The organism is Psychromonas aquimarina ATCC BAA-1526, from assembly GCF_000428725.1.
Taxonomy (GTDB): domain Bacteria; phylum Pseudomonadota; class Gammaproteobacteria; order Enterobacterales; family Psychromonadaceae; genus Psychromonas; species Psychromonas aquimarina.
On sequence record NZ_KE386792.1, the window covers coordinates 132,377 to 158,514 of the forward strand.

18 protein-coding genes are annotated in these 26,138 nt (G+C 41.9%); 7 read left to right on the plus strand and 11 right to left on the minus strand.

Annotated features, from left to right (window positions below):
• Positions 1 to 60 precede the first annotated feature (60 nt).
• The 4 genes from G337_RS0122185 to G337_RS0122200 all read right to left on the minus strand — a co-directional run bounded on the left by G337_RS0122185 (position 61) and on the right by G337_RS0122200 (position 6,264).
• Positions 61 to 1,062, minus strand: a complete 1,002-nt coding sequence (locus tag G337_RS0122185) for a S1 domain-containing protein (RefSeq protein WP_028865792.1) — start codon at positions 1,060 to 1,062, stop codon at positions 61 to 63.
• Between the two features lie 301 nt (positions 1,063 to 1,363).
• Positions 1,364 to 2,758 (minus strand): glutamate decarboxylase, encoded by a 1,395-nt coding sequence (gene gad / locus G337_RS0122190; protein WP_028865793.1) that lies wholly within the window; start codon positions 2,756 to 2,758, stop codon positions 1,364 to 1,366.
• A 312-nt stretch (positions 2,759 to 3,070) separates the two neighbouring features.
• Positions 3,071 to 4,852 carry a putative bifunctional diguanylate cyclase/phosphodiesterase gene (locus tag G337_RS27120; protein WP_051303523.1) on the minus strand — a complete coding sequence of 594 codons (1,782 nt, stop codon included), beginning with the start codon at positions 4,850 to 4,852 and terminating at the stop codon, positions 3,071 to 3,073.
• Between the two features lie 527 nt (positions 4,853 to 5,379).
• The gene (locus tag G337_RS0122200) at positions 5,380 to 6,264 is read right to left on the minus strand and encodes an AraC family transcriptional regulator (RefSeq protein WP_028865794.1); all 885 of its coding nucleotides are present in this window, start codon (positions 6,262 to 6,264) and stop codon (positions 5,380 to 5,382) included.
• 189 nt (positions 6,265 to 6,453) lie between these two features.
• Here G337_RS0122200 and G337_RS0122205 point away from each other — a divergent pair, with 189 nt between their 5' ends.
• Both G337_RS0122205 and G337_RS0122210 read left to right on the plus strand, forming a co-directional pair.
• Complete coding sequence (locus G337_RS0122205) at positions 6,454 to 7,602, plus strand: iron-containing alcohol dehydrogenase (protein WP_028865795.1); 1,149 nt, start codon at positions 6,454 to 6,456, stop codon at positions 7,600 to 7,602.
• 575 nt (positions 7,603 to 8,177) lie between these two features.
• Positions 8,178 to 10,664, plus strand: coding sequence for a CHAT domain-containing protein (locus tag G337_RS0122210; RefSeq protein WP_028865796.1), 2,487 nt, complete (start codon positions 8,178 to 8,180; stop codon positions 10,662 to 10,664).
• Between the two features lie 172 nt (positions 10,665 to 10,836).
• Here the strand turns inward: G337_RS0122210 and G337_RS0122215 are convergent, their stop codons facing one another.
• The 5 genes from G337_RS0122215 to G337_RS0122235 form a co-directional block, all read right to left on the minus strand.
• Positions 10,837 to 11,103: a hypothetical protein gene (locus G337_RS0122215; RefSeq protein ID WP_028865797.1), complete on the minus strand. Its 267-nt coding sequence runs from the start codon at positions 11,101 to 11,103 to the stop codon at positions 10,837 to 10,839.
• A gap of 12 nt (positions 11,104 to 11,115) precedes the next feature.
• Positions 11,116 to 12,627 carry a peptide MFS transporter gene (locus tag G337_RS0122220; RefSeq protein ID WP_028865798.1) on the minus strand — a complete coding sequence of 504 codons (1,512 nt, stop codon included), beginning with the start codon at positions 12,625 to 12,627 and terminating at the stop codon, positions 11,116 to 11,118.
• Positions 12,628 to 13,232: 605 nt separating this feature from the next.
• Positions 13,233 to 14,387: a M20 family metallopeptidase gene (locus G337_RS0122225; protein WP_028865799.1), complete on the minus strand. Its 1,155-nt coding sequence runs from the start codon at positions 14,385 to 14,387 to the stop codon at positions 13,233 to 13,235.
• Positions 14,388 to 14,481: 94 nt separating this feature from the next.
• Positions 14,482 to 14,943, minus strand: coding sequence for a YjiG family protein (locus G337_RS0122230; RefSeq protein ID WP_028865800.1), 462 nt, complete (start codon positions 14,941 to 14,943; stop codon positions 14,482 to 14,484).
• Positions 14,943 to 15,674, minus strand: coding sequence for a nucleoside recognition domain-containing protein (locus G337_RS0122235; RefSeq protein ID WP_028865801.1), 732 nt, complete (start codon positions 15,672 to 15,674; stop codon positions 14,943 to 14,945). The genes G337_RS0122230 and G337_RS0122235 overlap by 1 nt, the downstream gene beginning before the upstream one ends.
• A gap of 886 nt (positions 15,675 to 16,560) precedes the next feature.
• On the opposite strand from G337_RS0122235, the gene G337_RS0122240 reads away from it, so the two are divergent.
• From G337_RS0122240 to G337_RS0122260, 5 genes are all read left to right on the plus strand, one after another.
• Positions 16,561 to 18,081 (plus strand): helix-turn-helix transcriptional regulator, encoded by a 1,521-nt coding sequence (locus G337_RS0122240; RefSeq protein ID WP_028865802.1) that lies wholly within the window; start codon positions 16,561 to 16,563, stop codon positions 18,079 to 18,081.
• A 123-nt stretch (positions 18,082 to 18,204) separates the two neighbouring features.
• Positions 18,205 to 20,931, plus strand: coding sequence for an alpha-amylase family glycosyl hydrolase (locus G337_RS0122245; protein ID WP_028865803.1), 2,727 nt, complete (start codon positions 18,205 to 18,207; stop codon positions 20,929 to 20,931).
• A gap of 295 nt (positions 20,932 to 21,226) precedes the next feature.
• Positions 21,227 to 21,397 (plus strand): hypothetical protein, encoded by a 171-nt coding sequence (locus G337_RS28800; protein ID WP_157619438.1) that lies wholly within the window; start codon positions 21,227 to 21,229, stop codon positions 21,395 to 21,397.
• Positions 21,398 to 21,516: 119 nt separating this feature from the next.
• Positions 21,517 to 22,443: a DUF3179 domain-containing (seleno)protein gene (locus G337_RS27125; RefSeq protein WP_051303525.1), complete on the plus strand. Its 927-nt coding sequence runs from the start codon at positions 21,517 to 21,519 to the stop codon at positions 22,441 to 22,443.
• Between the two features lie 280 nt (positions 22,444 to 22,723).
• Complete coding sequence (locus G337_RS0122260; protein ID WP_028865804.1) at positions 22,724 to 23,209, plus strand: hypothetical protein; 486 nt, start codon at positions 22,724 to 22,726, stop codon at positions 23,207 to 23,209.
• Between the two features lie 41 nt (positions 23,210 to 23,250).
• On the opposite strand, the gene G337_RS0122265 is transcribed toward G337_RS0122260, so the two are convergent.
• Entirely contained in the window at positions 23,251 to 24,501 is a 1,251-nt protein-coding gene (locus tag G337_RS0122265) for a GGDEF domain-containing response regulator (protein WP_028865805.1), read from the minus strand.
• Positions 24,502 to 24,663: 162 nt separating this feature from the next.
• Positions 24,664 to 25,881, minus strand: a complete 1,218-nt coding sequence (locus G337_RS0122270; protein ID WP_028865806.1) for a GGDEF domain-containing response regulator — start codon at positions 25,879 to 25,881, stop codon at positions 24,664 to 24,666.
• Positions 25,882 to 26,138 lie beyond the last annotated feature (257 nt).

Consider the following 26,138-nt stretch of genomic DNA (forward strand, 5'->3'; position numbering starts at 1 on the left):
GGCATAACAGAAACAATGCAGTGGCTTGTGGGATACCAAAATAACTGAGGATAAAGTATCTTAACGGCAATCGATTACTAACGCCCCGCCTTCACCTTGTCCGTATAATACATAATCATCATTACCATCAATTCGTCCACAAGGGCCTTCTAATTTAGGATCATAGATAATTTCATCTAAATCATGATTTAATACAAAAGGATTTACTCTATCAGCACTAACAAACACACCGTGTTTATTGACAAAAAAAGTTTTCCCTAATTTTTTCTCCTGATCATAAAACCTCAAGGTATGGCCAGGTAGATCATAATAAGCGAGAAAATTTCGATAATTGCTTCTATTTTTATCTGTAGCCCCACCTAACAAATACAGCCTGTCATTATAATAATAAAATTGAAGCGAACGTATAACTTCTTCATTTAATAACTCTGCAAACCAGTTATAAAGAATCTGCTCTCCAGTTTTCAGGTCTAAAATCAAAACTCGATATTTATCATGACAAACAAAAATAACATACTTTTCTGTTAAAACAGGTATTAACCAACCAGGTTCAACTAGCTCTTTATCTAATTCAAAGGTCCATTGTTTAATATCGGTATTAATTTCACGACACTCGACCTTGGTATCTGTAATTGCAATATAGCAATTTTTACTTCGATAAATTGCTTCACCTAATTCAACCATTGTTTCGTTAAAAGTGACTAGATCTTTTTTTATTACACTGGCACTTTCTCCGGGAGAAACGGGGGTATATAAATATTGTTCGGTAAAAAAAGCATTAAGCCATTTTTCCGTTGGGGGTTTACCCTCTAATTTACAAATTACTTTACCTGTTTTTAATGAATATATTTTCTCACAAAGATAAAACCATTCTCCATCATCACTAACTGGGATCGCTTCATAAATATCACGCTTACCCGTTAATTTGTTTATTATAACTTTATCTTCAGTAATTGAAACAATACGTAAGTACTTACCAGCAACACAATAAAATGCTAACTCATTATATAATCCGCACAGTTGCGAGTTCCCTTCACCATATTCTAATATAAAATTTTTCATCTTTTTAATTCACTATTGGGTGGATATTATCTTTAATAATATTAAAGGTTAAATTGCTTAATTCTCCAGGGCATTTAAAACCAGCTGCCACTAATTTTGCGAAAACACCTTGCCCACTTTCACATATTTCAATCATCCTAGCTTAAAAATCACAATGAAAAAATCGGGAGAAAAAATCGGGGACACCCAAACCTTTTTCATCATATCCCCCTTATTTTTTAAGATATGATAAATGGATGCCCCGACTTTAAAGATAAGAGGCGCCAGACTTCTGTGCCTCTAAAATATGAATCACCTCTATTTATCCGTGATTGAATCCGGAAGACTCTTCTGAGTTACTGCCATGGACAACCGGGTTCCTGGCAAAAAAGGCGATACAGCGCTGCAGGTCGTTAACCAGCAGATCGGCTTGATCGCGGCTGAAGCCGTGACGTACTAGAATACGCATAATGACCAGATCTTCTCGTTTTGGCGGCATCGCATAAGCTGCTATCTGCCAGCCTCGAGAGCGAATTCTGTCCGACAAATCAAACAGGTTGAAGCCCGGCTCAACACCTTCTTTCAAAGACCAGCTCATAGCAGGAATACCGCCATGTCCGTCATAGATGATATCGAACATACCTAACTTTTCGATTTCAGCAGAAAGATAATGCGCGGTTTCGTAACAGGCATTATGAATCTTGCGGTAGCCTTCTTTACCTAAACGTAAAAAGTTATAGTACTGCGCAACAATCTGTCCGCCGGATCGAGAAAAGTTCAGCGCGAAACAGGGCATATCGCCCCCCAGGTAATTGACGTGGAAAATCAAATCTTCGTGCAGTGCCGAGGCATCGCGCCATACTATCCAGCCGACTCCTAACGGCGCCAGTCCGAATTTATGACCCGATGCATTGATAGACTTAATACGGGGCAGACGAAAATCCCACTCCAGTTCCGGGTCACAAAACGGGGCTACAAATGCGCCGCTGGCACCGTCTACGTGCATAGGAATATCTAAACCCGTATCTTTCTGCAGTTGATCCAGCGCCTCATGAACCGCCTTAACAGGTTCATACTGGCAGGTAAAGGTAACACCCAGGGTGGGAATAACACCTATGGTGTTCTCATCACAGCGCTTGATCACTTCTTCTGCTGTCATAATTAAGCGCCCGCCTTCCATAGGAATCTCACGCAGCTCTACATCCCAATATCTTGCAAATTTATGCCAGCATACCTGTACCGGGCCGCAGATCAGGTTAGGTTTATCGGTCGGCTTACCCAGCGCTTTCATCTTTTCGCGCCACGCCCACTTTAATGCCATGCCGCCGAGCATTGCGGCCTCGCTAGAGCCGGTGGTAGAACAACCTAAAGTATTTTCTGCATCGGGGGAGTTCCAAAGCTCTGCCAGCATATGTGCGCAGCGCGCTTCAATTTCGGCAGTCTGCGGATATTCATCTTTATCGATCATGTTCTTGTCGACACACTCATCCATCAGCTTGTGAATTTCATCCTCTATCCATGTCTGGCAGAACGTCGCCAGATTCTGACGAGAATTACCGTCCATCATTAACTCGTCATGAACCACTTGATAAGCATGGCGAGGGTCATGTTCATTTTCCGGCATTTTATACTTGGGCATTGATAAAGAAAGGTCGTGTGATGAATAGACATCATCAAGCAGGTCATCTCTAACTGAGTCTTTTGCATGAAGCGGCATTGAGTTTACTCCTGTAAATTTAAGCTAATAACGTATAGCTATTGTTATTAATATCAACGAGGTAAAAATAGAACATAAAAATTAACTCTACTCTTTTTCTTTATAAATTCATTGAGTATGTCCACAAATACAGCAATATATTAGACGGCACAGGCAATCAGTCAAAATAACATCAACAACAATAACCGGCCTGCATATGTAAATCGTCAGGGCCTTTAGTTTGGATTTTTCAGAAAAACATTAAGATTAAAGAGCAGTTCCGGACGGAACTGCATTAAGGTATGACCCGGCTTGTTCTACTACAAGTTCGATTTAGCCGTTACTCACTTCATAGAGCACAAAATTCCGGGGACAAGTACTGCTGTATGATGCTAAGTAATTATCCATTTTATCAAACGGGATTGGTTTACTGAAAAAATAACCCTGGGCATAATCACAATCGAGCTTTTCTAAGTACTCAAGCTGCTTTTCTGTTTCTACACCTTCAGCTATTACTTTTAAATTCAGCCCGTGCGCCATAGCTACCGCTGCTTTTATCAATGTCTGGTCTGATGGAGAAGTCGTTATGTCATCAACAAAGCTTTTATCAATTTTCAGCACATTAAATGGAAATTTTCGTAAATAGCTAAGTGAAGAATAACCCGTACCAAAATCGTCCATCGCAATATTCACGCCTAGTTCACTTAATCTTTTAAGCGCATCCTCAATATACTGCCCGCCCATCAGTACACCTTCTGTGATCTCTAATTCCAAGCAGCTCCCTGAAGAAAAGTGTTTTTTAACAGTATTTTCAATATAGTCGATTAGATTTGGATCTCTAAACTGACGCGGCGATAAGTTGACCGCAACAGTTAGGTCCGGATCATATTTTTGCTGCCATTCTGCTGTATCGCGCATCGCTTCGTTTAAAACAAATTCCCCTAACTGCACAATTAAACTATTCTGCTCGGCGATGGGAATAAATTCAGCAGGAGAGACATTACCTAATACAGGATTACACCAGCGCAGGAGAGCTTCTGTTCCGGTAAATTTATTAGTACTAATATTAATTTTAGGTTGATAGTAGACAGTAAACTCATTTCGCTCAAGGGCGCCGTGTATTTCGTTTTCCAAATTTAGTCTACGCGACATTTCTGCATTCATTTTATCTGTAAAATAAGAATAAGTATTTCGCCCGGCCTCTTTAGACTGATACATAGCAGAATCAGAATTACAAAGCAGTGTCGTCCCAAGTTCACCATCATCTGGAAACATCGATGCTCCAATACTGACAGTCAAGGTTAATTCGCGATTGTCAATAATGTATGGAATTCTAAATTGACTGACCAGTTTTTCAGCTATCATGCTTACTGTAGAAGCCTCCGAAATGCCGCCTAAAATAACAACAAACTCATCTCCTCCAAGCCTGGCGACCGTATCATAACTGCGAACTTCAGCAGATATACGCCCAGCCGCCTGACGTAAAATATCATCTCCAGCTTTATGACCAAGGGTATCATTCACTTTTTTAAAGTAATCTATGTCAAGAAACAAAACGGCGACTTTGTTATTTTTACGTTTAGCTTCGTCAATAAGCTGGGTTAGGCGTTCGAGCATTAAAATTCGATTAGGTAAACCAGTTAACCCGTCAAATAAAGCCTGTTTTCTGAGCTTCTTCTCTGAAATTTTACGCTTGTCATATTCATAGCGTAAACGTTCGTTGATATTTTCTAGTTGTTTAGTGCGTTTCTGCACACGCATATCAAGCTGAGCATTTAAAGATTTAAGTTCTTTTTCTGTTTGTTCAAGCTTAATGACACTCGGCAGCCATAGGTAAAAACCAATTGCCACGAATAACAGGCCGAATAAGGTTCCAACTACTTTCTCTAGAAACGCTTCAATTTCAGTATCACCAATGACTACCAAATGATTCAATTGTGGGAAATTATCCGTAATATCGATCAACATACCGAAAAAAAGCAGGCAAAAGCCAGTTAAGATATATTTAGAACCCGGCAGCTGAAGAGCACTTTTAACCCCCATGTTGTAGGTTAATACCCATAAGATGATGCCGGCAAATACGGCACCAAAAGATTCCATTATAATATCACTCATAACTCACCCCTTATAAGGAATGTAAGTAAGACGACAAGACAGCCGAACTTTTGAAGAATACAGACATCAGCCAGACTTCACGCATATAGGCATCACCTGTTGAGGTAATATCAGGCCCGGCCGTTTGCTTTAGTAAACGAATAAAATACTGACACCATGTTTACATATTAGGCTCGATCCTGAATATAACTATTACCCCCTATTACACCACCCTATATTGAGTATGGTTATTGCCCTCTGTTTTATCTCCTGCCGCCTCATCAGTGCGTTATACCTTGCTCTGCACTCTTCATATAACAAGATCCATAACAAGTGACCACTATTGTTATATCGGCAGTTCGGTGCAGGGCTGGATTAATATCTGGTCAACGGCTACTTTCGGCAATATTTCCGCTGGGAAGGATAACGTCTGAATAACACTTTTTAGAAAGGATGAATTGAAAAAAACTGAGCACCAAACCTTTTTATATCATATCACCATGATTATTAAGGATATGATAAAAGCTCCCAGCTTCTCGTCAACAACATTAGGCGGCACTTCCCTTCGGCGTCATATTAAAGTGACGCTTAAATTCCCGGCTGAATTGAGAGGTACTGGTATAACCTACAGAATGAGCGGCGTCATTCACACGCCGCCCTTCCAGTTGAATCAACTCTTTGGCTTTGTTTAAACGCACTTTCTTTAAATACTGCAGAGGCGATTCTAAGGTCACTTTACGAAAGGCTGAATGAAACGCTGATATGCTCATATTGGCTTCCTCTGCCAGGTGCTGAACCGTTAATCCATCAGCATAAGAGCGGTGCATTTTATTCAACGCTTTAGCCACTCTTGCGTACTGCCCGTCATGATGCGCCAGATTAAATAAAACATGCCCTTCAGACCCCGTAAGTACTCGATACACAATCTCATTTAATAAAGACTCGCCTAATATTTTCGTATCCAGCTCACTATGCAGTGCGAGCATCAGCCGTTTGCAGCTGTCCAGCATATCATCGGCCATTTTTACCGAGGTTAACCCAAATCCCTCCTGATTTGAGCTGCAGGGTGCTTGAAAACCCGCACCTTCAAGCTCATTCACTAAGCGGTGCAGTAAAGTTGAATCAACATTAATACTTAAACCCAATAACGGTTCATTCTCTTCAGGAAAGGCTTCGCATTCTAACGGCATGGGAACACCAACAACCAGATAATCATCCGGCCCGTAATTCACAGGCTGACTACCAATATGAATTTGTTTACGCCCTCGCCCCAGCACAATAATGCCCGACTGATAAACAAAAGGCTGACGCTGATTGCCTTTGCTGCTGCGGTAAAAACACAAACCGGGAACCGCCGTTTCTTTTATCCCCTCAAGATCGTTGAGGTTATAACGATCCGCATAGATCTGCATTAAATCACCCAGTGACTTCATTTGTTATTCCTTAATTATACTCAGATTACATCTGCCTGAGTCTGCTTTGAAAAATACAACTAATTGTAGAAATAGGCAATAAAAATAGATTAATCCACCTTTTTAAAGCCGACCCACAGGACTAATATGCACTTATTAAAATTACAGACTCTGATATATATATCCTTTACCAAGAAATGAGGTCAAACAATGAAATTCTCTTACGTTAATCCGACACAAATCCATTTCGGCCAGGGGCAAATCGCTGCAGTTGCAGCATCTATCCCGAAAGATCAAAAAGTCTTGATGATTTACGGCGGCGGTTCAATTAAAAAAAATGGTGTTTATGAGCAGGTAACGGCGGCACTATCAGATCATTCCTGGATTGAATTTTCAGGTGTTGAACCAAACCCGACGGTTGAGACATTAGATAAAGCCGTGGCTATCGCAAAAGCAGAAAACATAGGTTACATCCTTGCTGTTGGCGGCGGCTCTGTGATTGACGGTTCAAAATACGTGGCGGCGGCCGCAAAGTATGATGGTAACGGCTGGGATATCCTGCTTGGTAAACATACTGTAACGGAAGCTGTTCCAATTGGTGCAGTTTTAACACTGCCGGCAACAGGCTCTGAATCAAACTCCGGCGCAGTGATCACCCAACAATCAACACAGACAAAACTCCCCTTCATGACACCTATGGTGCAGCCGAAGTTTGCAGTTCTTGACCCTGATTCAATGAAAACATTACCAGAACGACAGTTAATCAACGGCTTAGTTGATGCATGGGTGCATACCTGTGAGCAGTACCTGACTACGCCTGTCGGTGCTATGGTGCAGGACGGCTACGCTGAAACCCTGCTTCGCAACCTGCTGACGCTTGCCGCTCAATACGACAATCGTGATAATAATGAGTGGCGTTCAAACCTGATGTGGACAGCAAATCAAGCCTTAAACGGTTTAATTGGTGCAGGTGTTCCTCAAGACTGGGCAACGCATATGATCGGCCATGAATTAACAGCTCTTTACCATGTTGACCACGCTCGCTCTTTATCTATTATTCAACCATCACTGCTTCGCAACCAGATTGAAGCAAAACGTGCGAAGCTGGAACAATTAGGTAAAAACGTATTTGCTTTAGAAGCATCTGACGATTTGGCAGAGCGCACTATTATTGAAATAGAAACCTTCTACCACAGCTTAAAATCACCAACTCAATTAACTGAACATGGTGATGATAAAGCAGCTGCGATTAACGCCGTTATTAAACAGCTTGAAGCGCACGGCATGGCAGCATTAGGTGAAAACCAGAAAATCACGCTTGAGGTATCACATCAAATTCTTGAAGATGCAGTTAAGTAACAGCATTACGTAAAGGCTCAGGAGTTACGTCGGAAACCTATAAGGAAATACCTGCACAGTTAATCTGCCAAGTATTTCCTTTCCCCCCCTTCTCAATCAGCACCGTTTTACAGCATTGAAAAACCTGCAGGTCCTTGCTTCCGAACTGCTGGCGTTTTTAAATCCCAAATATTCCTAGGGTTAAAGATTAAAAATGCAGAGCTAGACCGCAATAATTAGTTAAATAATCAGTAGTTATGCAGCAATATTTGCCATAGCAGCAGGTTATATGTAAATCTGCAGCTGCTTAGAATCAAACAGGTATTTAGCTTAAGCGACAATAAAGAATTCAGGGAAAAACGGCCCCCAAGACCTTTTTCACCATGATTTTTAAAGATATGATGAATAGATCTCCTCGACTTTCATGGCTATTGAGTTTCCATTTTCAATTACTATTTCTCTGTTTGCCGGCTATCCCATAATCAAGCTACCGGGAGCGCAATGAGAGCAAGCAGCCAGTTCAAATCAACCTGACTGGTTATTTATTCTTTCTATACCCTATACTCCGTCAAGAAACTAGAAACACCGGTGAACATATGAAATATAAGAACAGACTGAATCGACTTATTCTCTCCCTTGCTGTCATCAGCCTGCTGCAGGGCTGCGCAATGTCCAAAATTACAACGGTACATTACGAAGTTCAAAGCGGAAGAAACGAGAAAGCTGTAAAGCTCTTTGAACAAGAGATCGGATCCTATGAAAACTGGGTACCGGAAGATAAGTTCATGGAAAACCCCGCGCACGTATGGGGACTGATTGACGTCTGCAATTCTTATTACGAGCTTGGAAACATGTCCAAGGCCGAAGAGTGTGCTGAAGCTTATGCGGAACTCTTTTTAGAAAAAATACCTGAAACTGAAAAAGGGTCATGGAACCGCAACTATTTTGAATTCCGTTACCACAGGATGCTCCTGTCTCTTTACTTAGAGCTGGGGAATTATGAAAAAGCCCGCTACCATGCGGAAAAAGGCATTGAACTTTACATCACAGAAATTGGACGCCTTACACTAACAATGACAGGCAGCATCAACAGCCAAGCCAGCTTTATGGCAAACGCCGCGATTGCGTTTGCAAAAACTGGAAATCAAAAGCGGGCAAAAGAGTTACTTGCCGACATCCCTGCTATAAACAGATGGAAAAGCATAGATACTGCAGCGACTAAAAAGCAGAAAAATGCTCATCAGGCTCGAGGGTACATTGCAATTGGTGACTACGAGAATGCCAGAACAGCACTAGAAAGTGATCTAGGCATAGCCTCATATATTCCACGAAGTATTATATTTATCCAGTCGCTGGGGCTGTCGGAAGTTTTAGGAACGGGCGAAGAGTTGACAGATCCGCTCAACCTGGATGAGTTGTTTTTAACCTCTAAAATGTACCTTCATACGGGCGAATATGAAAAAGCAAAAATCGGTTACGATGCCTTGCTCAACAACTCTCATAAAGTATCAGGCATGGGTCCTTCCCGTGAATCGCTCGACCTGAGCAAGCGTCCGAGTTTTTATTATGTCCTTTTTCATGACCGGGGCAAAATAGCGCTGCACGACGGCGACCAAGAACTGGCGGTATCTTCTTTCAGACAGGCCTTGGATATCATCGAGAAGCAGCGGGCAACTATCCACACGGAAAGTTCCAAAATAGGATTTGTGGGAAACAAGCAGGATGTCTATCGGGATATGACGGCCCTGTTAATTGAAATGGGCCGCTTTGAAGAGGCCTTCGCCATAGCCGAGCGGGCCAAGGCTCGAGCCCTGGTGGATATGCTGGCTTCAAAGAGTGATTTAAACGGTGGGGAGCGTGCTGACACGAAAGAGCTCACCGGGCTACTCCGGGAGGTGGATGACCTGGAGCTCAAAGCGCAGCTTGTTGTCACGGGAAATAAAGCTGAACAGCAGTCAGCACAACGAAGCGTAGAACTGAAGCAAAAACAGATCCTGCAGACAGATCCTGAATTCTCATCCCTTGTTGCAGTAAGCCCCCCGGATGTGAAAGCCATTCAGGCCCTGCTTGCCGAAAACGAAACGATGATCGAATACTACGGCGATGAAACCGAGCTCTTTGCCTTTGTGGTCAGCAGCAGCCAGATCCGAGGCGTAAAGCTGGGGCCCGTTGATATCAAAGAAAAGGTATCCAGGTTCCGCACCTGGATTCAGGCTCCTCCGGCAGAAGTCCGAGGCCTCAAGCTCAGCAAACCCAAAGCGCCGGTTTCCCATGAAAAAAAAACGGGTGAAGAGCTTTACAATGCTCTCATCGCCCCGCTTTCTAAATACATTAAAAATGCAAACCTCACCATAGTTCCTCACGGTGCCCTGCACTACCTGCCGTTCAACGCCCTCTCCGACGGCAGCACATACCTCATTGATCACTACCGCATCAGGGTCCTGCCCAGCGCCAGTGTCATGCCATTCCTGAAAAATAAAAAGCAGAATTATCAGGGCAAACTACTCGCACTCGGGAACCCGGATCTGGACAACCCCGCCCTCGACCTTCCCGGAGCGGAAGAAGAATCCCGGGCCATCACCAGAATGGTTCCCAAAGCCAGCCTCTACACTGGGAAACAGGCCACCGAAACCTTAGCCAAAGCAGAAGGAAGCCGTTACAAGTACGTTCACTTTGCTCTGCACGGGACCTTTGACGCGGAAAAACCTCTGACGTCGGGTCTTCTCCTAGCCTCAGACGCACAAAACGACGGCATCCTGACCGTTGCAGAACTTTACACTATGAATATCCCGGCAGATCTGGTCACATTGTCGGCCTGTGAAACAGCTCTGGGAAAAATCGCCAACGGAGATGACGTGGTGGGCTTTACCCGGGGATTCCTCTATGCCGGAACTCAGTCCATTGTATCCACTCTCTGGAAGGTGGATGACCAGGCCACATCAATACTGATCCAGAAGTTTTACCGGGAACTTGAGAAAACCGATAAACGCCGCGCCCTGAGAAATGCTCAGCGTTATGTAAAAGATAAGATCAATGACCACCCGTATTACTGGGCAGCCTTCCAACTGACTGGGAATATATAGAAAAAGCGTCTGCCCTGTCAGGATAAAAAGGCGAAACAAAGAATAATCGGGACACCAAAATATTTTTTCATACCTTCATGATTTTTAAATATATGACAAGTGTACCCGACTTTACTTCAATAACTATCGGCGGCTGCATCAGCCCCGTAGAGCATCAAGGTAGACTTATCAATTAAAGAATATGCTTGTTTAAGAATTCTTGAGCAGCTTCTGCAATAGCTTTGTCTTCGATAAAATAAAATTTATAAAAGGCAGGACCCCCAAACATTTTCATCATATCCCATTGATTTTTAAAGACATGATAAATATCTCCGAAATAAAAAACTGGGTGCCCAGCCTTTTTTGGGTATTTAAACATTTCCCTTAAACCATAAGCGACGAATAAAACAGATGATGAATGAGCCATTTTCTTAGCGAATAAGTTAACGACTGCATTCATAGCTGCGGTAACTTAGTTCAACAGAGTCGCTTCTTTCCCTGCTTTTTCTTTTTCTTCAAGTCTTTCTCCGTGTAAAATCAATTTCTGAATGACACGTGACAGAGCGAAGGTCAAGACAGACATAAATGCAGCAATCTGAGCCAGCATATAAAAGTAACCCGTATAGACCTCTGCAACCACTTCCGGTGTAAATACAATGTCTTTAGGCAGTGCAATTTTAGTTGCGATTACCGCGGCCAGAATACCACTTAGTGAAATCGCTACAGCACGTAAACCAATAGAGAATGCGGCTAGGTAGCGAGGAACCATCTCAAAGATAAAGCCGGCACCTAATGCGCCTACAATCAGCTCAGCTCCAGACTGGAAGAAGTGTACCAATAGAATCCAGTCTGCTGATATTTTGCCGTCAGGCCCCATGTTTTCTGAAGATAGACCCAATAACGTAAACGCGACAGCACTTAGTACAAATGCGCCTGCGATCTTAGTGGGAATCGTTGGAGAATAGCCTTTACGATCTAACCAGGCGTATAGCTGGATCATTGGCCCACCCAGAACAAAACACCATAGTGGATTGAATGCCATATTTGATTCAGGATAAATTGGAATGAAGCCAAGCAGCTTGTCGCCCATCAGGTTAATAGCGTATATGTTCATTGACGTGAACATTTGACCGTAGAAAAAATAGAACACGATTAAAATACAAACAGTGATTAGTACCGCAACCATTTTGAACTGGTAAGCGCGAGTTGCTTTAGTTATTTCATAAATAAAGTAGCCGATAGCACCAAAGCCTAGCGAATAAAGAATATATTTCCCCATTTCTAAGTTTGAGAAAATCCAGAATACCAAAGCTAAAGCCGCAATTGAGCCTGCAAGAAAGACTGCCCATGTTATGAACGGCAGCGGCGTTTTATCTAAATCGTTACCCACACTCGCGAGATCTTTGCGGAACTTGAAAAATATGACCAGGATGCAGGCCATGAGCAGCCCTGCGATAAAGAAAACACCCTGGTACGCAAGGTAAGCAATCAAGAAAGGAAATAGGTACTTAGCAGAAAAAGAGCCAAGATTGTTGATTGAGTAGTTTACCGTCAGACCCTGTTGGAATGCATCTCGATTGGTCTCGGAGTAGGAGTTACCCAAAAGAACTGTCGGGCAAGTAGCAGACAAGCCGCGTGCATAACCAATTAATGCAATCGCAAAAATACTTAAAGGTACATTGAGCTCACTAGCACCAATCCCTAGTAATACAAATCCAGTTAAATACACGGCATAGCCAATATAAACAGCGCGAAAAGCACCAATATATTTGTCAGCAACAAACCCGCCAACCGCCGAGAAGACAGGACCAACCGCACCGAAGGCACCCATCATCATAATGGTGTCTGCTTCACTGTAATTTAAGTCATTTAAAAAGAACTTAGTTAAGAGCACGTACGTACCGTAGAAGGCAGCTCCCCAAAGAAATTGTCGTAAGATAAGAATCTTAGAAATCGTAGGGAACCTTGAATTATGGTCTTGCATGTTTTACTCCAAATATGTGGGCTTAATTGGGTAGGTTGAGTGCCTTATTAATTAGGCATCATCTGTTTCTCTATAGAAACAGTTGGATAAAGTATGCGGAAGGTTACGCTTAACTGGACTTTTGAATATATTGATATAATTATCACAACCACCTCTACAGATAAACATTGTGTGATTATTATATCACCAGACATATTTAAAACTGCCGTGTATGTATCAAAATTTGTGGATATTGTAGAAACGTCAATAAGTTACGATCTTTGTCAGCACTCACCTTTGTAGTGCAACAACTTCAATTTTTGTGAGGAAAAGTGCGGGCAGGCAAACCTTTTTGACTGATTGAGAATCTATTCCCACTATCATAAGCAGTGTTTTTACATGCACATATAAAGGTAGATATGATTCGGTTTAGAGACTCATTAATTTTTATTGTTGATACGCCTCGTATTACCATGATGCCAATCGGTCAATAACATTTAACGCGATCACTTTTTTGTCTGTTTGTCGTTCTCAGTAAAACCTAACTTAAGCAATAGAATTGTAGAACTGAGCGTACAGGTATGAAAAAGGCGCATTAAGCGCCTTTTAATCATACGTATTTGTCATTACTTAACGAAATTAAATGAGCCGGCAATCTTGGTCAATACTTTCATTAGTAGTTTAATACGAGGTTCGATAGTGTCGAGCTCTAAGTACTCATCAGCACTGTGGAAACCAGCACCTGCAGGACCAAGACCATCAAGTGTTGGAATGCCCATTACCGCTGTTAGGTTGGCATCTGATCCACCACCCACTTCCTGCCATTTAATCTCGATATCAAGCTCTTTGCCTGATTCTTCAACCAATGCCATCAGTGCTTCTGTTTTCTCTGTCGGCACCATTGATGGTTTATGAGCTTCTCGTTCAACCGTGATAGTCACGCCCTCAACAAATGGTGTTTCTGTTAGGATCCGGATTTTTTCATCAGCTTCTGCGTATTCGTTATTATCCCAGAAACGTACATCAACAATAGCTTCAGCTGAATCAGGCACAATGTTCGCACCTGCTCCACCTTTGACGACACCGACATTTAACGTAGTGCCTGATTCAAAATTGGTTAAATTGTTTATCGCTAAAATCCAGTTGGCCATTTCAGTAACAGCACTACGGCCGTTCTGTGGTTCATTACCAGCATGAGCGGCTTTACCTGAGAATGTCAGGCGGTAACGAGCCATACCTTTGCGCGCTTTCACTAAAGAGCCATCAGCACGTGCGGCTTCTGCAACAAGTACATTCTTTGCATTTACGGCAACGCTTTTTAGCCATGCTTCAGAGTGCAGCGAACCGATTTCTTCATCAGGGTTCATACAAATGCAGATAGACAGCTTATCGAGTATTTTTTTATCTATATTACGTAAAGCATGAACAACATTAAGCAGGCCTGATTTCATGTCAGAAACGCCCGGGCCGTATACGCGTTTTTCATCAAACGTCATTGGTCGTGCCGCGGCGGTACCTTCAGGAAAAACAGTGTCCATGTGACCAATAAGCATTACGTCAATGGCACTGCTTTCAGGTTTATTACGTACTTCTAAACCAGTACCTGCAGCACCACAATCGATACGGTTGACGTCCCAACCCATATCCAGATATTTTTGCTGCATCTGAGCAGCAATAACTTCGATACCGTCTTTAGTATACGTACCGCAATCAACATCAATTAATGGGCGCAGTTCTTGTAAGTAATTTTCTAGAGAGAAATCATGTAGAGCTAAAGTCATCGGAAACTCCAAAAAGACTCAGTAGTGAGTTCTAATTGTGAAAAGAAAGGAGAGAGTTGAGTTTTCTCTCCATTGAAATTTGTATACGGAAAATCTATAGCAACAGGTTCATTACAAACATTGCTGCAAAAGCGTTGAGCACAGATAGAGCAATCATCACTGGAATGTATCGTCCTTCAGTGCCGATAGGACCCATGATGCGCCCCATGTATTGAACCTGAGAGCCCATAAGGTAGATAGCAGGGGCTAAAATTGCGATGTGCTGGCCATTCAAGATACCTTGGTCGAAAAGTGTAATAACGACACCTACCGCACCACCCATCGACATCCAAGCACCAATCAGTACAGCTGCTGATTCACCAGGAAGACCAAATACAGCCATAATTGGTGAGAATAGGGTACCCATGAGCTCTAATGCGCCAGTAATCTGTAATGCTTTGATGATCACGAAAGCCATTAATACGTTTGGTACGGTTGACGTTGTAGCAATTACCCAACCTTTTTTAGCACCTTCAACGAAAATGTCTGTCACCATTGGTTTTTTAGCTGTAGTCATTATGCTGTTTCCTCTTTCATTTCAGGTTTTAAATCTTCTTCATTAACTTTACCTTCAGTAATGTTCAGGTATAAGCGGAACATGTTGGCACCGACAAACTTAAAGACAAACATGATGACAACAGCGAGACCAATTGATGATGTAACCGCTGGCGTACCATCAGCATTGGTTAATGTGAACAGTACAGCGCCAGAAGAGAAGAAATTAACAATGGCCGCACCAGCAGAGAATTGGAACATGGTGAAAACATCGGTTTGACGTTTGTTTAGGTGACCATTGTCTTTTAATTGACGGGTCATTGCGGCACCGGCATCTGTACTTTGCAGTGAGGCAATAAGTGCAAGGCCGGAGTTACCAGGAATACCCATTAACGGGCGAAGCAGCGACGTTAGAATTTTACGAGCCGCATCCAGCGCACCATAATGTTCTAGAACATTGATCATGCCTAAAGCGAACATTACTGTTGGAATTAATGTTAACGCGAATAGGAAACCGTCACGAGCACCACTACCACCTTGACCGCGCATGGATGTTGAAGCTGTTTGGATACCGTCGGCCGTTTCATTTACGGAGTGAACAACACTGCCAAATGAACCGTTTAAAGTTGTGAAATCAAAAACGCCATACCACTCGTTTGATTGAAGTAACCCAGAAAAAAAGACAACGGCAAAGGCGAGGGCAAAGTAGCTGCCAATCGTTACTTTGCGGTCTTGTCCAACCTGATTGCTCATGAATATAACCCCTTAGTAAATTAAAATTGTTAATGCAAAATGTGTTTGCCATTCTGTTCAAAATTTTTAATGTTTTGATATAAATGAAAACTAAGATTTAAATAAATTCGCGATATTTTCGCTGAATCTGAAGGGGATTTATTGATTAGAATCAATATGTGATACTGAATATTAACAGTTCGGATCTGGTTAGTTGTTTTGTGATTCCATTCACCAAATACAGATGTTTTTGTGGTTTTTTAATTTAATGGATATTTCTACATGATTGTTAATTTAAATCGATTTGCCACATAAGTTCATATTTGCCAGCACAAATATAAGTCAGTGATATTGTTGTTATTGCGCGCCATTTCGATACAAAGGCAGGCCTCAGCCAAGTGCTCTTCTTTGGTGGGGTTAGTTTATGTTTTATACTGTCAAACTGTTTCTTTAGTCACTATCAGCTTGTTGCCACCGCCAGCTTATTCAGCAATAATTGACGAATTTATGACAAAACCCAAACCATGTAAAGTGTATCGATAGTCACGCTGATACAGACGAAGCTTAAGCGCATAAATTGTGCGTAACACAAAAGCAGGGCAGCCTCACTTTTTGTTTTGAAAATAAAAACGGGACACCCAAATCTTTTCATCATATCCCGTGATTTTTAAAGACATAATAAATGGACATCCCAACTTTACAAGATTAAAAAAGCCTGTTGGTCCCTGCCTAAGAAAGGGCGCAGGTTTTAAATTTGAAGCTCTTTTAGGATTAAACCCAAAAAAGAAAAATACAGAGCTAGAGCGCAATATTTAATTAAATATCCAATAGTTACCCAGCATTATTTGCCATAGCAATAGGTTCTATGTAAATCTGCAGCAGCTTCGAATCAAACAGGTATTTAGCTTTGAGCGACAATAAAGAATTCAGCGCCCTACTCGCACAAAATTTAGGCATCACGCATTTTCTAATCGGCAGTCAGCGCTGGCATATTAAAGAGCTGCTCAGCGTGCAGAACATCTTATTGTGCAATGCCCCTTCATTAAAAGAAGGCATTTTATGGTGGAGTAAATCCCTCTCTTTGTTTGATCGAACGCTTTACGTTGAAAGTAAAAACAGCAGCGGTTTTTTATCGCTAACCTTCCGTACTCACGGCAATACCTCTCTGCCTAGTTTTACTTACTCGGCAGCACAAAACTTACTAGCCCTGCTTGAGCGCTTTACTGAATTTCACCATAGCTGGATCCAGACAAAATCACATAACTTTCCTCAACTAAGAAATGAGTTTAGTAACGGGCTGCAGATCCATTTTGATTTACAGGAAGTTAATACAGCTGCGGCCCCGGAGGCAAACCTGTTCGAGCTTGCCAGGCAGTTTTTTGCACTGCTGCAGAAGCAGAGCATTGAAAAAGAGGAGCTGACCTACCGCTTAAAAAAACAGATCCGTAATGATATTGCTTCGCCGTTACGTTTACCTGATTTAGCCAGGAGTTTAGGCTTGTCTGCAAGAACCCTGCAGCGAAGACTGCAGCGAAGACTGCAGCGAAGACTGCAGCGAAGACTGCAGCGAAGACTGCAGCGAAGACTGCAGGATAAACAGTTAAATTTTTCTACTTTGATTGAAAATGAAAAAAAGACCGTTGCTCTGCGCCTGCTCGCTGATACCGATTTAAACAGCAGTTCCATTGCGGCCCGCCTTGGTTATGATGATTCATCTAATTTCCATCGAGCCTTTCGTAAGTGGTATGCATTCACTCCGCAAAACTACCGCGAGCAGTGCATCAATAACCGCATCCTGCAGAAGCACAATCCTATCCGCCTGCATTACGCCACCTGGAATGACGATGCCCGTCAAAACAAGCAGGGACAAGTCTGGCTTGAAGTAGATAATATTGCATTTGAAAAAAGCGTAAGCGTCGAATGTCAGGACCGGGACGGGGTGTGGCGCCATTATCCGGCTTTTTTTGAGTATTTTTTAAGTAAAGGAACAGAGCTCTGGTCTACTGCTAACTTACCTGTTGCCGGCCCGCTGAGATTCAAATTATGTTATGAAATCAACGGCAGTAAGTTCATAAATGATAACCACCAGCATAACTATGTAGTGAATGAAGGTATTTTAATCGGCCACCCCTTAATCGTACTTCCCACCATGATTATGGTGCATGAAGGCGGCGGATTCCGCATGGTTATCGAACTTGTCTGTAAGAGAGCAGATATAGATAAAATCGACTGCATTATTGATCATCACAACGGCGATGCTATAAAAATGCACAAAGTCAGTGAGAAAAACAATTATGTTTCCTGGTCGCTGTCGGCCTATTTAGAAAGTCTTCCCAAACGCTGTTTTTTTAAATTACACAGCTTAGATCAACAAGAGCTTTTTTGTGATAACTATCAGAATGGTTACATTTTCACTGCACCTAGATGATGTGCATCTCAAATAAAATCGAGACTGACACAATCTGACCATTATTATGGCGTAAAGTGACACTCAATTTTTCTCCTGCCTCCTTTATTGTCTAAATCCATACACAATCAAGGAGAGAATGAAATGCCGATTAACTCGTCTAATAAACTTAAAATACTATCATTATCCATTGCTCTGGCGCTTACCGGCTGTAACTCTGGAGACAACAGCAACAGTGCGGTCAGTGTCAGTGATGATAGCGGCAATAACAGCAGCATCAATGATAACAGTGACAATAATAACGGCGGCAGTACCGATAACGGCACGCATGTGGCGTCACCTGACTGGCAGGATCAGATCATCTATTTCTTAATGATTGACCGTTTTAACGACGGCAACAGCCAGCTCAATGCTCAAGGCCAGGATGAATACGACCCGACCTCAGATAAAAAATTCAGCGGCGGTGACCTGCAGGGGGTTAATGATCAGTTAAGCTACATTCAAAATTTAGGCGCAACATCGGTCTGGATCACGCCGCCGGTTGCTAACCAGTGGTGGGATTCAGAGCAGAATTACGGCGGCTATCACGGTTACTGGGCACGTGATTTCCAGCAGGTAGATGAGCACTTTGGTGATTTACAAAGCTACCAGTCCCTGGCTCAAGAGCTGCACAGCCGCAATATGTTCCTTATTCAGGATATTGTCACCAACCATGTGGGCAACTATTTTACTTACGACAAACCCTATGAATATGATCCGCAAAAACCTTGTACCGGTTTTAGAGTCATCCCGGACGCACTGCCGCAGGGGCAGACTCTGCCTTACCCGCTTAACCAGATTGAATGCCGAAGCGACGGCAGCGGCACTTACCACTGGACAGCAAGCATTACCGACCACAATGATCCCGTTCAGGAAAAAACACGGCAGCTGTCTGATCTTGATGATCTCAATACTTCAGATGCTGAAGTACGCGCTTATTTAAAAGAAAGTTACCGCAAATGGATCCGCGAAGTTGGTGTGGACGCATTTAGAATCGACACCGTAAAATTCGTTGAACATGATTTCTGGAATGATTTTCTGCACAGTGAAGACGGCATTTTAGCGCAGGCTAAACAGACCGGCAGACAGGATTTCTTAACCTTTGGCGAGGTATTTGAAACCTCGACACCTTATAACACTGAAGGTGAGGAAAAAATGCTCACTTATATAGGTGAAAACGGCACTCCGGCTCAGCTTACCGCTGTACTTAACTTCCCGCTGCAGGCGACTATGACGCGTGTATTTGCTTCAGGGCAGCCCACAGATTACCTTCGTTACAGGCTTGAACGTATGATGGAGATGTTCCCTAACCCGTACATTATGCCTAACTTTATCGATAACCATGATATGCCGCGTTTCTTATCCCAGGGCAGTCAGCAGGATATGCAGCAGGCTCTGATCACCATGATGACAGTTCCAGGTATTCCAGTCATTTACCAGGGCACCGAACAAGCAATGACCGCCAGCCGCGATGCTATGTTTGCCGGGGGATATCGCGAAGACGGCAAGTCAGTGGACTCTTTTGACAGCAGCAGCGGTATGTATCAGTTTATCCAGACGTTAGCCAGACTGCGTACTGAAAACCGCGTCTTAACTCACGGTGAACTGAAAGTGCTCAGCAGCGATAAAGCCGGCGCCGGTATATTCAGTTTCATCCGCCGCTTAGACGATCAAGAAGTGCTGGTGGTAATGAATACTTCATCTTCGCCTATGCTGCTTAATCAGCTGAATGTGGAGCAAGAAGCAGGCACTATTTTCGAAAATAAAATCCAGTCAAACTGGGCTCAGGCGCCGCAAACCCTAAACGTAAACAGCCAGGGAGAAATCAGCCTGGAGATGGCGCCTAAATCAGCCGTTGTCTACTTCAAAACAAATCAGACTGGTGATTTTGAGCAGGCAGGTACAGAAGTAGAGTTAGACGGCAGCTGGGATAATATTACCATCACGCAAGATACTCTTATTACCGGTAATGCGGCGCCGGGCGACACCTTGAAACTGGTTGTTGACGGTAACTTAGAAACCGCTAAAGATATTCACGTGGATGACTCTGGAAACTGGTCGACTTCACTTTTAATCCGTCACTTTACCATAGGTAAACAGCAGCACAGATTTGCAGTCTACTCAGCTGAAAAGAAAACGGCTACAAAAGATATTCTCTTCACTTCTGATCTGTCCTGGGCAGATACAGCGGATCAAGTCATTGATGATTCCGGCGATGCTCAAGACGGTGCCGGCGGCCTGAACGGTTCATACTCCCTGCCGACCGATCCGACGTTTGACAAAACCAACAGTCAGCTGGCTGTTGATAAAGCGGAATTGTTCTCAGTCGGCAGTAATGTCCGTCTGAAACTGACCATGAACAATATAACTAACAGCTGGCTGCCGCCGAACGGCTTTGACCATGTAGGCTTTTCGATCTTCATCGGCCTGCCGGCTGAAGCTTCACAGGGATTAACGACACTGCCGAAAATCAATGCGCTGATGCCGAGCGGTACGTGGAATAGAAACGCAGTCGTATTCGGCTGGCAAAGTTCGATTTACAATACCCAGGGAGCCGATGCGCAGACGTGGGGAGAAAGTGTCGCGCCGGCACCAGTGGTCACAGTAGATAAAGACAACAAAGCAATTTATTTAGACTTTGCCAGCGATGCACTTGGCCGTCCAGATACGCTGAACGGGATTAGTTTCTACATCACTACCTGGGACTTAGACGGACTGTCTGCGGCCTATCGTCCCCTGCAAGCTGAAAAAGGCCCATGGAGTTTCTCCGGCGGCGATAGCGGTGAAGCAAAAATCTGGGATGATTTACTTGTAATCACGCTAAGCGAATAACTGGAGATTAAAAATCGGGAAGGTGGAAATATAAGGTGCTGAACTAAACCGCTAAAACATTATATCTTTCTCAGCAGAGATATAATGCTCCCCTTCCCGTTCATAGATAAAGGAAATATTATCCATTATTTACAAACTAAAAACGCCCAGAGGTTCATGAGAGGCCGTTACGAAGTAACCACCTCAAACATCCGCATCTATCAACCATCACGCGTTTTTTGAAATTATATACAAAGAAACTCGGTCCTCTATTATATCTCCGTTACTGTCAACGGGGTAAAAAGGAGAGAGTATAATGAAAAAGCTAATCTCAGTTATGGCTGCAGTGATTATTTCCATGTCACTGTTTATATCACCCGTTTCAGCACTGCAGGAGCAGCAGTTCCTAGATAAGCAGGCTGTACATAATGGAAATGATATGCAGGAATTTCTACTAAAACGCTGCACACAAGGCTGTGCACATTAATTATTTGTCTACATTTACAGCGCGCTAATTATCGAAACAGATATTAAATAAGGCTGATCCCTCAAGTCACTGCCGGTATACAAATGCAGGATACTTAAAAAACATTCGGAGGTAACGCTATGAGAAAACTTGTACTGCTGATCCTGCCGTTGTTATTTGCCTTTTCATTTATGCAGTCAAGTGAAGGGTTTGATCCTAATTTCAAAACCAATTTTTCAAAAAGTACAATAGATTTAAAAAAAGTAATCGCAGGGGGTCCAGGTAAAAACGGAATTCCTGCTATTGATAACCCCAGATTTATTCATATTAAACATGCAGATATTCGCGATGATGCTTTAGGTGTTCTGCTTAAAGTTGAAAATGAGACGCGTTTCTACCCTTTTAACATATTAGTCTGGCATGAGATTATTAATGATCAGATTAGAGACAAATATATAGCAGTTACGTTTTGTCCCCTGTGCGGTTCTGCAATTGCCTTCAATAGAAAATTTGCAGGCAGGGTACATAATTTCAAAGTATCGGGTTATCTATATGAGTCCAACCTGCTTATGTACGACAGCATAACAGAAAGCTTCTGGTCACAGTCTTTAGGGGAAGCTGTTATTGGCGATTACAGCGGAAGGAAACTGGAAATCATGGATGTCAGTTTATTACAGCTTAAAGACGTAAGAAAAAAATATCCAAATTCATTAATATTGAGTACAAATACCGGATTCAACAGGAATTACAATCATTATCCTTATGAAGATTATGAGACATCATATGAAATCTATTTTCCTATCAGTAAAATTAATGCTAAGTACCATGCGAAAGAAATCATGTATGTATTTAGATATAATAATATCTCATTCGCATTTCCATTAAAGGCCTTTCAGTCTGATAAATTCACCCATAAATTTTCTGATACCCTTATAGATATAACTAATGATAATGGAGAAATTAAGATACTGATCGATGGAGAAGAATTCCCCGGATATTATGAAATGTGGTTTAGCTGGGCAATACATAACTCTGACACAGGTGTCGTTTTAGATAAAATTAAGTAGTGTTTATTCCCGTCTCCGACAGCAAAATTTGCACCTCAAAACAATCAACAGATGTAAATTTCCCTATTTCTGTCTTCACAAAAATACTATTGATTTCCCTTAACCAGCGTCTTTCACTTTGATACAGCAGCTGTTCCCGCTGCACAAATAATCATTTGAAAAACACCGCGAAGATATGTAAGGTGCATTTCCAATACAAATTATTGACCTATTTATTAATGATGGAAACAGGGAGCTTTTCTATTATGCCGGGTTATATTTACAGGAGTTGAGTATTTAAATGGTTTTATCGGCAAATGAGCAGCAGAACTTAAAAACAATGGTTCGAATAAAATGGTATTCACATTTAGCATTCTTTTTAACACCGATTGTCACTTTTATATTTTTAAATGAATCTGAAAGTTATATTTCCGTAAAAAACAAACTGCTTGAGCAGTTCAATAATTATATGTGGCCGTTTACAATTACTGCCCTGCTTTTACTCTGCCTGTCTATTTACCAAATTATTGTTTTGAATCGTAATGCTTCTAAAATGGCCCCCTATTTAGAAGGGGAAATTACTGAAGAGATAAAAAACAAGTTCAAAGGACTGCATCTATCCTTAATAAAATTTATTCGAATCAACAGCTTTATCGCCTTTCTCTTACCTTTCGCTTATATTTCAGGTTTGGGTTTATATTATACGATCGCTATTACAATTATCGGCGCTTTGACACATATCGGCTATTACAAAATATCGCCGATATGGCTTTATGATAAGCTGTAAAATCATACTGCATCCTTGTTCCGTGCGGTGGTGCATCATCTTTAATCTTCATTGATTATCAGCTGATTACCTCCCTGCTGTTTGGCCTGAATAAGTGCTTGATCAGCTCCTTTTAGCAGGCTCTGCAGCGTTTTTGTTTCCTTTACCAGCTTTCCGCCCAGACTAATGCTTATATTTATTTGTTTTCCTGAAAACTCTATAGAGTGTTTACTAATGTGCTGCAGCAGGAGTTTTAGAGCTAACTTTATAACCTGCAGCTCTTTATTTTTGATAAAAACCGCAAACTCCGCCCCGTTCAGTCGTGCTGTTATATCCGTTGAAAACTGCGTTTTTAAAATATTCGCAATTTCAATAAGTAGTTTGCGGCCTAACTTATAACCATATTTATCATTTAATTCCTGGAATTTATCAATATGCAGAATAGCCAATAATAATACCGAAGGCTGCTCATATTCAGTATTGAGCATGATTTTAGTCTGTTCAAGAAAGCAGCGGCGGTTAAGCAAGGCTGTAAAGTCATCACTATTTGCTAATTTTTCCATCTCTTCTACATGACTTAACCTTTCAATGTTCTGCAGAATTCGACAATAGAACTCTTCAGAAGAGAAAGGTTTTTTTAGATAATCATCAGCGCCGTTTTTAATGAAACGCTCAGCTTGAAAATGATGTTCAGCATCAGTTAAGCCCATAATAATCAATTCGTTTGCAGCGTATTTACGGCGAATTTGCTGTACTAACTGCACCCCGTTTGTAATCGGCATCTCCTGTTCAACGATAACCATCTTAATATCACTGCGCTGATCTAATACGGTGAGCGCTTCAGCAGCGTTCGCCGTACAGTAAACAGTGAAATTACGACGCTTTAATAAAAGTGCTAATTTATTTCTGGCCGCAGTGGAGTTGTCCACCAGTAATATACCTATATTACTGTTAGTTAATTGACCGCTTAATATTCGTAACAGATAGTGATAGGCCTGCGCATTTTCTTTCATTATGTAGTCAATGACCGGCAGGTTTAACACCTTGCGGTGCGTCTTCTCATCCATTCTGCCGGTCATAATGATACTCGGCATACCGCGCTCTATCACATAGGGGATAACTTCACCGTTAGGTGCATCGGGCAGGTTAAAATCCACTGTTGCCACAAAGAACTTCTGCTCATGAGCTAACAGACTTTTCACTTTAGCGAATGATTCAGCAATGGTAACCTGATAACCAAGGGAGTCGCCAAGGTGTTTAATAACCGAAGCAATAGATTTATTGTCTTCAATAACAAGCAGCTGTTTTGACATATGCCCTCATTAAATTCAGCTTTTTAAAATACTATTATTTGATAAGCAGAATAAAATTTAGTACAACATTGAAAATAAGGACAGCAGCAGTTAGTACAATATTTACAAATTGAGAACCATACAAAATATTTAGTGTTCATTAATAACCAGCTGATTGCCTCCCTACTGTTTGGCCTGAATAAGCGCTTGATCTGCTCCTTTAAGCAGACTTTGCAGCGTTTTTGTTTCATTTACCAGCTTTCCACCCAGACTAATGGTTATATCTATCTGTTTTTTTGAAAACTCGATGGGATGCCGGCTGATATACTGCTGTAAGGATTGTAGAGCTAACTTTATGACTTCCAGCTCCTTGTCTTTGATAAAAACGGCAAACTCAGCACCGTTAAGGCGTGCGGTTAGTTCTGTTGCAAACTGCATTTTTAAAATATTAGCAATTTCAATAAGTATTTTATTACCTAGCTTATAACCATATTTATCATTTAACTCTTTGAATTTATCAATATGCAGAATGACCAGCAGTTGTACCGGGGGCTGTTCGTATTCTACTTTGAGCACCATTTTAGTCTGCTCAAGGAAATGACGGCGGTTAGACAAAGCAGTTAAGTCATCGCTATTGGCTAATTTTTCTATCTCTTCTATGTAACTTAACCGTTCGATATTCTGCATAATACGGCAGTAGAACTCTTCAGAAGAGAAAGGCTTTTTTAAATAATCATCAGCCCCGTTTTTAATAAAACGCTCAGCTTGAAAATTATGATTACCATCCGTTAAGCCCATAACAATCAGTTCGTTGGCGGCATATTTTCTGCGGATTTTTTGTACTAACTGCACTCCGTTTATAATAGGCATCTCCTGCTCTGTGATAACCATTTTAATATCACAGCGCTGATCTAATATGGTGAGTGCTTCAGAGGCATTACCTGCACAGTAAACAGTGAAGTTGCGGCGTTTTAACAAAAGTGCCAGTTGATTTCTTGATGCGCTGAAATTATCAACCAGTAATATGCCGATTTTATTATTGGTTAACTGACCGCTTAATATGCGTAACAGATAGTGATAGGCCTGCGCATTTTCTTTAATGATGTAGTCAATAACCGGCAGATTTAACACCTTGCGGTGCATCTTTTCATCCATCCTGCCGGTCATAATGATACTCGGCATACCACGCTCTATCACATAGGGAATAACTTCGCCGTTAGGCGCATCGGGCAGATTAATATCCACTGTTGCCACAAAGAACTTCTGCTCTTGCTCTAACAGGCTTTTAACTTTAGCAAAAGATTCAGCAATGGTAACCTGATAGCCAAGCGAGTCGCCAAGGTGTTTAATAACCGAAGCAATCGATTTATTATCTTCAATAATAAGCAGCTGTTTTGACATAAATGCCTCATTTAAATTGAGTTCTACAAATATAATTAATTGATAAACAGCATAAAATTTAGTACAACATTGAAAATAAGGACAGCATCAGTTAGTGCAGTATGTACATATTGAGAGCTGTATAAAGTGTTTAATAATATTCTCAGTCAGTATAAAAAAATCTAACTTATCTTCCCATTCTCAATAAAAACACCTCGTTCTTACACTCTGCGTGGTAACACATAGCTTTATGACTGATGCTGCAGCTGACAGTCTGA

Excerpts from the sequence above, each read along its gene's own strand:
- gad (WP_028865793.1), bottom strand. The coding sequence starts at position 2,758 with ATGCCGCTTCATGCAAAAGACTCAGTTAGAGATGACCTGCTTGATGAT.
- G337_RS0122205 (WP_028865795.1), top strand. The coding sequence starts at position 6,454 with ATGAAATTCTCTTACGTTAATCCGACACAAATCCATTTCGGCCAGGGG.
- G337_RS27125 (WP_051303525.1), top strand. The coding sequence starts at position 21,517 with ATGAGAAAACTTGTACTGCTGATCCTGCCGTTGTTATTTGCCTTTTCA.
- G337_RS0122185 (WP_028865792.1), bottom strand. The coding sequence starts at position 1,062 with ATGAAAAATTTTATATTAGAATATGGTGAAGGGAACTCGCAACTGTGC.
- G337_RS27120 (WP_051303523.1), bottom strand. The coding sequence starts at position 4,852 with ATGAGTGATATTATAATGGAATCTTTTGGTGCCGTATTTGCCGGCATC.
- G337_RS0122230 (WP_028865800.1), bottom strand. The coding sequence starts at position 14,943 with ATGACTACAGCTAAAAAACCAATGGTGACAGACATTTTCGTTGAAGGT.
- G337_RS0122235 (WP_028865801.1), bottom strand. The coding sequence starts at position 15,674 with ATGAGCAATCAGGTTGGACAAGACCGCAAAGTAACGATTGGCAGCTAC.
- G337_RS0122260 (WP_028865804.1), top strand. The coding sequence starts at position 22,724 with ATGGTTTTATCGGCAAATGAGCAGCAGAACTTAAAAACAATGGTTCGA.
- G337_RS0122210 (WP_028865796.1), top strand. The coding sequence starts at position 8,178 with ATGAAATATAAGAACAGACTGAATCGACTTATTCTCTCCCTTGCTGTC.
- G337_RS0122270 (WP_028865806.1), bottom strand. The coding sequence starts at position 25,881 with ATGTCAAAACAGCTGCTTATTATTGAAGATAATAAATCGATTGCTTCG.
- G337_RS0122225 (WP_028865799.1), bottom strand. The coding sequence starts at position 14,387 with ATGACTTTAGCTCTACATGATTTCTCTCTAGAAAATTACTTACAAGAA.
- G337_RS0122245 (WP_028865803.1), top strand. The coding sequence starts at position 18,205 with ATGCCGATTAACTCGTCTAATAAACTTAAAATACTATCATTATCCATT.
- G337_RS0122200 (WP_028865794.1), bottom strand. The coding sequence starts at position 6,264 with ATGAAGTCACTGGGTGATTTAATGCAGATCTATGCGGATCGTTATAAC.
- G337_RS0122215 (WP_028865797.1), bottom strand. The coding sequence starts at position 11,103 with ATGAATGCAGTCGTTAACTTATTCGCTAAGAAAATGGCTCATTCATCA.
- G337_RS0122265 (WP_028865805.1), bottom strand. The coding sequence starts at position 24,501 with ATGTCAAAACAGCTGCTTGTTATTGAAGACAATAAATCTATTGCTTCG.
- G337_RS28800 (WP_157619438.1), top strand. The coding sequence starts at position 21,227 with ATGAAAAAGCTAATCTCAGTTATGGCTGCAGTGATTATTTCCATGTCA.
- G337_RS0122220 (WP_028865798.1), bottom strand. The coding sequence starts at position 12,627 with ATGCAAGACCATAATTCAAGGTTCCCTACGATTTCTAAGATTCTTATC.